Here is a 7,640-nt window from a genome sequence, read left to right as displayed (position 1 = left end):
ATCATCGGCACAGGCGATGGTTGAAAAGCCGATCATGCACTAAGACTGAAACCGGACCACCCAATGGGGTCAGACCAACGCAGCGCTGCGCATCATTCCCAAGTTCGCAATGGCGCAGGCCAATCGCGGCTATGGCCTCAAGCATTATGCTGGGATGTTGGATGATGATCGCGAGCGCGCGATCTTATTGTTGCACGCCCATGATGGGCTGATTGCCGCTACCGCCGCCGATGCAGTACACGACTCCATTTACACGGATGCATTGGCGCAACAGTTCGCTGAAGAAGCCAAAACATATGCTGCGGCGGGCGATCTCGATCGAATACGCGAGCTGCAGGATTTTGGTGTGCCGCCGCTCGGGCGCAGCAAGGTCGAACAAAAGTATCGGCAGTGGTGTCTCGACCATCGCCTATTCCTGAATCCACTCAATGATCTCGGGTCGCACGCAAGAGCGGCATGTGACGACCTCGTCCTGCCTCCTATAAGCGAAAGGTTCGATGAGAGACCGGGCGTCGTGACGCCACCACCAGTCATCGGCTTCTTCAATCAGATGAAACAGGAATATGTGTCGGCCCGCTTCATGCTATACGAGGGTCTTTCCGACACAAATCTGCACTTTTCTGACCGTCGCGTTAGGCTATTCGACACACTAGACTATCCGATGCACTCGCTCGCAACCGAACGGGTGCGGACGGCATACCGTATTGCCTATTCTCTGCTCGATAAGGTAGCGTTTCTTGTCGATCATTATTGGAAGTTGGGAAAAGTCGCCAATCGCATCAATTTCAAGAATGTTTGGATGATCGAAGGGAAGCCACGACTTCTCGACCGCCTTAAAGATTATCCAAACTGGCCGCTTCGCGGACTTTTCTGGCTTTCGAAGGAGTTGTTCGACGATCAACTAAAGCGGACGACCGGACCCGATGCGCGAGAGCTGCATGACATCCGTAACGCGCTCGAACACAAATTCCTCCAGGTACACGAGGGCTGGGCACGGCCATTTATGTGGGCCGCACCAAGCAGCGAAGGCCTAGGGTTCTCCATCGACAGCGATCTTCTCGAGACTAAGGCTCTTCGTGTGATCAAGATAGCGCGTTCTGCGCTCATTCAGTTGGCCTTGGCAATCGGCGTCGAAGAACGAGCGCGAGCGCGGGAGCGACCTGACACTTTGATTGGATCGATGTCCCTTTTTGGTCTCGACGATCGCCGCAAACGACGCGACCCGATGTAGTTATGCAAGAAGGGGATTGGGCTGTAGCGTAGAATCGGCGGCTTACTATCCCACCCGGTGAAAGGCGGTAATCGGCGGCAATATCGCACTATAGGCGGCAATCGGCGGGGCTGGCGGGCAGCGCCCGATGAAGATGAGAACTATGAGATGGTGATAACCCTTTGACAGTTATACAGATATTTAACGCTATGCGGCGATCGGCGGTTCTAGGCGGCGTTTGCGTATCAGACGGCGACGATATCGTACATTTGGCGGCAGGTTTGCGCCCCAAATCTGGCTTTTACTGTCGCCATCGGTTGCCCGCTGCGGGGTGGAAAACCGACTGGCAGGTTTTGGGCGGCCACGCCCGGAAACACCAACCCGCCATTCAAAGACGCTCAGCTTCATTCTAAACGCGGACGCCCGTTGATCCTGAAATACCCGCCGCCAAAAGGCGTCACGCCGCGGGAGCGGCGCTGCTACTTGTAGACCGCTTCCGTCTTCGACTGGATGGCCCCGGCCAGTGCCTTCAATGTCACTATGACGTGCCGGAAATAAGCATCGTCAATGACCAGTTCTTCCCCGGCCTCGCCCCGACGCTTGTCGCCGGCCTTCTCGACGTAGAGCTTGTTGATGAGCCCGCTGTTGTGGATGATGATATCCCGCGAGGCCTTGATCTCGATGAAGGAGCGCACCGTTTCCGGCTCAAGCTCGATCGACAGCACCTTCGCCGCCTTGTCGAGATATTCGGACGGTTTGCCGAACATAAGTCCCTCGCACTTCAGCGCGACGAAACGGCGGATCACGTCATCCCGGTCCTCATGCTCAAGGAACAGGTCGAGGGGAATACCGCTCTTGTCCGCCAGCACCGATAGCTTGGCGGGAAAGCCAATCGCGGCGATTGCGATACATTCCTGGATGAAGGCTTCGACCCGCGACACCATCGAGATGATGTTCGTCTCAAAGATGCCCCGCTCGTGCTGGGCGTAGAAGATCAGGCCGATATCCTCGTCCCGGCGCCGACTCGTAACCGTGCCTTTGCGCTTCGGTACCGGATAGGGCTTTTTCGTCTTGCTCTTTGAAGGCCGGAGCTTGTCCGCGCGCGTCTTCAACTCCGGCCGCAGCAGTTCCGTAAATATCCATGCGTCGTTGAGATAGCGGTAAAGCCGGATGTGGCGCGTGTAGATCGCCTTCGATACAGCACTTTTCCTTGCCACACCTTCCCCCCTTGTTGCCTTAAAAGCCTAGTGCGTACTTGGCAGCGCTCATATTGGACGCATAGCCAAGGTTGATCGCACCGAACTCCGTCGCGATTTCAGGCTTCAGAATCCTGCCCTCTGTCAAATACTCATTGGTGTTCGACGAAAGGAAAACGATGGGTGTCGTCACCCCGGCACCCCGCAAAATCGACACCGCCTCAAGATAGGTTTCATAGACCAGGCAATCTTTGGAGGACTCCTTGCCGCGTCTCGCTGGAGCGATACAAGCGTTGACCCGCGCAAATGCTTTGGCGGGAGTCTGAGGGCTGGGCACGACCCTGTCGAGCTTGGCAAGCCAACGCCCGACAACCGCTCTTGCACGACCGACATGATCGTCAAGATGCGCAAGGTTGACGTTACCCGGAGCGCCAAAGACGGCGGAGAGCTTGTTGATGCGGTCGAGTTGCTCCCGCACCTTCTTGAGATTGCGTTCGGCCTCATCCTGTACGGGCTGGTCATGATCGGAAAACTCGATCGCCACCTGTTCAGCCATAAGGCATATGAGACGACCGGCTTCCGCCGCCGTCACGAGATCGATGGCTGCCTGCCGATCGTGGGGTTTCGCTGTCTCACGTGTTGGGTCACGCATGACGTCCAGAATAGAGCACGTGTCGATGCACAGCACCGGAACGCCCGCTGATGCAATCGCGTGTGCATCCATCCGCATTAGTGCTCGTCATAATAGGCAAGAAGAGCGATTGCGGTCTCGAAATCGCCCGCAAGATTATGCGCGGAATCCTCATCCCAGCCGTCCACTTCGTGCAGCCAACGCGCCAACCTGTCAGCGCCGGGTTTGTCGCCGCTGCGATGCACAGCAACAAGAAAATCGAACCATCGGCGTTCATCCGATGGGTGACTTGCTCCCGTGGACTTGTTGGCCGCACCGGAAAAGCGCTTGAGCTTCAGCGCGGCGTCTGATGACAACCAATCATCGAGTGTCTGCCGAGGTTCGGTCGTCGAAATGGTAAAACCGAATTGGGCAGTGACCGGCGCGGCAATGCGTACGATAAAATCCGTGAGCACGGCGTTGTATTGGGCGAAGGTGAGACTCCCCATCTCCAAGGGTACGATATTCGGGACATAATAGCCGTCCTCCGTTCCCCATAGGGTGAGCCCGGCCGCCGGATGGTCTTGGCTGGCATCTCGACGAAAAAGGACGACATCTTCCGAGGTTACAGCGTTGCGCGCCACCTCGGCCGATCGTTCCAGATCCACTCGCCAAGGACCAACCGCCGCTGCGATCAACGCTTCGCGCAGTTCAGGCCGCTTCTCGATCGCGCCGTGAATGGCCATGTCTTGGAAAACTTCGAGTTTATCTGTCATATCGCTTCTTTCGGAACATCTTTGACTACTGTCGCCTCCTACGCATCGGCCTGCGGCCAACGCAGCTTTCCGCGGCCGACACGAAGCGCCTCCACCAGTCTTGTGTTGCCGGGCAATCGACCCGAAAACAGGCTGGGCTTGGGATCGACCGCAGGCTTCTTGAAGGCGGCAACCTGCAGGTAATCGGGCGTCGTCAGCCAAGTCCGCCCATCACCCTCATCGGTGACAATCCTATATAGGCCGGCAGGCGGAGCGACTGCGATGTCGAGCAGCCGCTTATAGTGTTCGACCGACCACTTCTGGATGCCGCCGCTGAGGGCCTCGGTTCGGAACCGCGCCCATAGCGCAGCCGTGTCGGGCGTTGGCCAATCGCCAGCATCGGTGTAGGCCGTGATCTCATCAGATTCGAGCCAGACCCGCATCTCAGCAGGCGTAACGAAGACCGGTTTGGCGTCCTCGACCGCCGCCATGGCCGCGCGCCTCGATGGAAGACCGGCCCGGATCAACATCGACATCATGAATTGCGGAACGCCGGTCTCGACCGCAGCAGCGGCTCCACCCGCCACCGTATCCGGCGTCCAGCCGAGGGACATGCGGCGGGTACGGACAGCTTCCAAGGCCCAAACCAAACGATAGGTAAAGGCATCTTCGACCGCCCGCATGTTCTGCGGCCCGATCGTGGCAACATCCTCGCCGGACACCCAACGGCCTAGGATTGCCTTCCAATTAGCCGGTAGCGCGTTCGCCTTGTCAGGAATGAAAGGACGCATGAACAGCAGGCGGTCGCCGAGACCGCCGAGGGCATCGACAAGTTCGTCGATTTCGCCACTCAACGCCGCTTCGTCTGCGCGGTCGAGGAGCTCGGCCAACTCGTCGGCCATGGCGTCGATGGTGAGACCCGCCTCAAGTCCTACGCCCATGGCGAAATGTCCGCGCCGCGCCTGCGCCGTGGTGGTCTTCCAGATTAGGTCGGCGCGTGCTTCGAATATCTTTCTGTGCAGCGGTGCGATGTCCTCGTCCTCACGGGCAATCTGGCGCGCCCAAAGCGATCCCTTGAGCGCCTCGTCCAGAAGCTTCGGGAGGTCGGCCCGATCAGCGTCCAGCGCCTCGATCAGACCGAACACGGTCGCATCGAGGCGTTCGACGATCTGCGAAAGCGGCTCCTCGTCAATGGTTTCTTCCTCGTCATCGCCCGCGTCTTCATCATCGTCGTCGTCATCGTCGTATTCCGCGCCGGCAGCCAGACGCTCGGCGACCGCAGCTTCCTCCGCCGGCGATCGCCAGGCTTCGCGGGCATTGGCGAGATATTCCCAAGCGTCATCACGATCCAGCACACCCTCTCGTGACAAGCGCTCAAGAATTTCGGCGACGATCTGGATGAGGCCGCTTTTCAGCGTGCGGGCCTTTGCGGAGGCGACCAGTTTCCTCCATTCCTTCTTTCGCCAGTCGATCTTATCGAACATGACGTGGACGATGAGGCCTTCAACATCGACGAAGGCGCGTCCGGCGCGCCCCGCGACATTCGCGAACTCCTCGCCTTTGATCTTCTCGGACGCCCGATACAGCGCTGGCACTAACAGGACGGCGGCGTTGAGGTTGAGGCCTTGCGATAGCGTCGGCGATGCGACGATGACCTTCAGCACACCCTCGGACAAAAGGGCTTCCAGTTCACGAAGGAATGGACTCGGCAGCCGGCCATGGTGGATGGCAACGCCCGCCTTCAAACAAGCGACGGCCGGATGGTCTTCGCCCAACCATTCCTTGCCGACCTCCAAGGCACGCGCGATCGACGCTTCATCCTCCAGCAGCGACTCCAAATAGCCACGCTTGCAGAGGTTCACGACCTGCTTACCGTAGCTCTCGACCCAATTCGCCTGGGTGGAGAAGATCAAAGTCCGCTTGCCCTGGCTGGCGAATTCCCACGCCGCGAACAAAGCGAGGTGCGAGTTCTTACGCGGATAGGGCTTCTTCTCTTTCCCCCGCGCCGGTTTCTGCACCACGAATTTGTCGAGGAACGGACCATCGTCATCAAGGTCGAGCCGGAGCAATGCGTCCTTACCCCGCCAGGTGAGCGCACCAAACCGCTGCCGCGTCGGGCGCCAGTCGGAACGCACCGGCTCGCCCGGTTCGTCAGAGCGGATCCAGGCGGTGAGATCGTCCAGTTCGTCGCCGCTGGGCAGAATGGCGGAGAGACAGACGATACGGCGTTCGCCCGCGTCCGCGCGACGCAGCAGGCGCTGCACCAGCGTCTCGTAGCGGATTTCGCGCTCGCTCGGGCCGATCATGTGGCCTTCATCGAGGACGATAAGGCCGACATCATCGATCAGCGACGGATCGCTTCTCAGTGCGAAGTCGAGCTTTTCGGGCGTCGCAATAATGATCTCACGGGAGCGCAAGGCATCTTCATCTCCAGCCGAAAGACCGCTGGCACCATAAAGCGAGGAGACGCTGAAGCCGAGGGGCGCGAAGGTTTTTCTGAAGGAGCGCTCGGTTTGAGCGGACAAAGCGCGCAATGGCGTAACGATCAACACCCGGCGCGCCGACGACAGCGTCATCAGCGCGGCGATCTCGGCCACACGCGTCTTGCCGGCGCTGGTCGGCAAGGCGACGACCAGGTCGTCCTTGATGTCAGTGGAGCGTTGCGCCGCCTCGCGCTGCGATGGCCACAACTCGACCTCAGAGGTCTTGCGCGCGTAGAGCGACGAGATGAACAGCCGTCGCAGGTCCGGATATTTTTCCTCCGCCCCCTCCGGCGGCTCGGTCGGCAGAGTCTGGTGGAGCGAATGCCGCCAAAGGTCGTCGATCAGATGGCGGCAGAGGTTCGAAATCCACCACAGCGGCACATTTTCCGCGTTGTCAGCCAAGCTAACCGCAGTGCCCAGAAGCGCGCGCGCGATCTCGATCGGCTCGGGTTCGCCGGTCTCCAGTGCAAAATCAAAATGGGCCAGCGCCCGGCAAATCGTCGTGTTGAGGATCGTCGATATCACCTCATCGATATCGGGTTCTTCGCCCGTCAGGGCGGCGGCGATCTGCTCATCGCCATGAGCCTCGTCGGCCAGCCAGTCGCGAACATATCCGCGTAACTTGCCAAGATCGCGCAGAATCAGGTGTTGGATCGCCGTCTCGCCCGGAGACGCATTGAGGTCGCCCGCCGTCTCGTTAAACAGGGAATAGGCGACGGCCGAAAAGCCGGCCAGGTGATAGGCTGCGGCGGCGATGGTGCGGCGAAAACCACGATCGGCTGATTCCGGATCGCCGTTGCGCACCAGCGCCTCAAAAGCGTTGGCAGCGCGCTCGAATGCCTTGCTGGTCAATGGCGAAGCACCGGCCTGAGCCCGCATGGCCATTGCGCCCCGGAGTAGGGCGAAGCCGTGTTCGGCAAGGTCCGTCTCGATCGTCGCGCCAAGGGGCGGCGCATTCGCCGGCAGCACGCCCTCTTCGCGCATCAACGACCAGGCCGCGCCACGATAGAGGAGACGGCCCAGAATACCGTCAACCGTCGCTGTCGCCAGGAATGCGGTCAGTTCGTCAATCGTCTCCAAGGTCTTCCGCCTCCTGGTACATGGCTGCGATGAAGTCCTGATGATCCTCGACGTGAATGTTCAAGACATAGTGGTCGCGATTGGTCCCCGTGGCATCGAGGTCGTCTTTCAGCGAAGCGTGCGGGCCGTTGCCAGACACAGTGAAGAGCATGTGATCGATGCGATCGGCGCGAAGGGACTTCAGGCCCACCTCGTCACGCAGGCTGCGCCCCAATGCGTTGTCGTCCGGTGTCCGACATCAGCGCCTGTGAGACAAAATTGGTTGAGTTGAGAAGAGAGGATTTTCGGCTCATCGTAGCTCTATCG

General features: G+C 59.5%; 5 protein-coding genes and 1 pseudogene. 1 reads left to right on the top strand and 5 read right to left on the bottom strand.

Features of this window, described 5'->3' with window-relative positions; genetic code table 11:
- Window positions 1-109: 109 nt before the first annotated feature.
- Window positions 110-1,231, top strand: a complete 1,122-nt coding sequence (locus tag ACEVQ6_RS23160; protein WP_374891412.1) for an LA2681 family HEPN domain-containing protein — start codon at window positions 110-112, stop codon at window positions 1,229-1,231.
- Window positions 1,232-1,689: 458 nt separating this feature from the next.
- Here the strand turns inward: ACEVQ6_RS23160 and ACEVQ6_RS23155 are convergent, their stop codons facing one another.
- The 5 genes and pseudogenes from ACEVQ6_RS23155 to ACEVQ6_RS23135 form a co-directional block, all read right to left on the bottom strand.
- Window positions 1,690-2,427 carry a hypothetical protein gene (locus ACEVQ6_RS23155; protein WP_374891411.1) on the bottom strand — a complete coding sequence of 246 codons (738 nt, stop codon included), beginning with the start codon at window positions 2,425-2,427 and terminating at the stop codon, window positions 1,690-1,692.
- A gap of 19 nt (window positions 2,428-2,446) precedes the next feature.
- Window positions 2,447-3,136, bottom strand: coding sequence for a PIN domain-containing protein (locus ACEVQ6_RS23150; RefSeq protein ID WP_374891410.1), 690 nt, complete (start codon window positions 3,134-3,136; stop codon window positions 2,447-2,449).
- On the bottom strand, window positions 3,136-3,792 hold the full coding sequence (locus ACEVQ6_RS23145; RefSeq protein WP_374891409.1) for a hypothetical protein: 657 nt from the start codon (window positions 3,790-3,792) through the stop codon (window positions 3,136-3,138). Before ACEVQ6_RS23145 ends, ACEVQ6_RS23150 begins: the two co-directional genes overlap by 1 nt.
- A gap of 38 nt (window positions 3,793-3,830) precedes the next feature.
- Entirely contained in the window at window positions 3,831-7,334 is a 3,504-nt protein-coding gene (locus ACEVQ6_RS23140; RefSeq protein ID WP_374891408.1) for a DEAD/DEAH box helicase, read from the bottom strand.
- A pseudogene (locus ACEVQ6_RS23135) lies at window positions 7,321-7,563 on the bottom strand (HamA C-terminal domain-containing protein); the annotation flags it as partial. The gene ACEVQ6_RS23140 and the pseudogene ACEVQ6_RS23135, both read right to left, overlap by 14 nt.
- Window positions 7,564-7,640 lie beyond the last annotated feature (77 nt).

The sequence above is a fragment of the Ensifer soli genome, assembly GCF_041928815.1.
Classification (GTDB): domain Bacteria; phylum Pseudomonadota; class Alphaproteobacteria; order Rhizobiales; family Rhizobiaceae; genus JBHFEI01.
Note: the sequence above shows the minus strand (reverse complement) of the source record. Positions and strands in the feature narration are given on the sequence as shown.

What these genes read in the sequence shown, in the direction of transcription:
- ACEVQ6_RS23160 (WP_374891412.1), top strand. Translation starts at nt 110, where the DNA reads ATGGCGCAGGCCAATCGCGGCTATGGCCTCAAGCATTATGCTGGGATG.
- ACEVQ6_RS23150 (WP_374891410.1), bottom strand. Translation starts at nt 3,136, where the DNA reads ATGCGGATGGATGCACACGCGATTGCATCAGCGGGCGTTCCGGTGCTG.
- ACEVQ6_RS23145 (WP_374891409.1), bottom strand. Translation starts at nt 3,792, where the DNA reads ATGACAGATAAACTCGAAGTTTTCCAAGACATGGCCATTCACGGCGCG.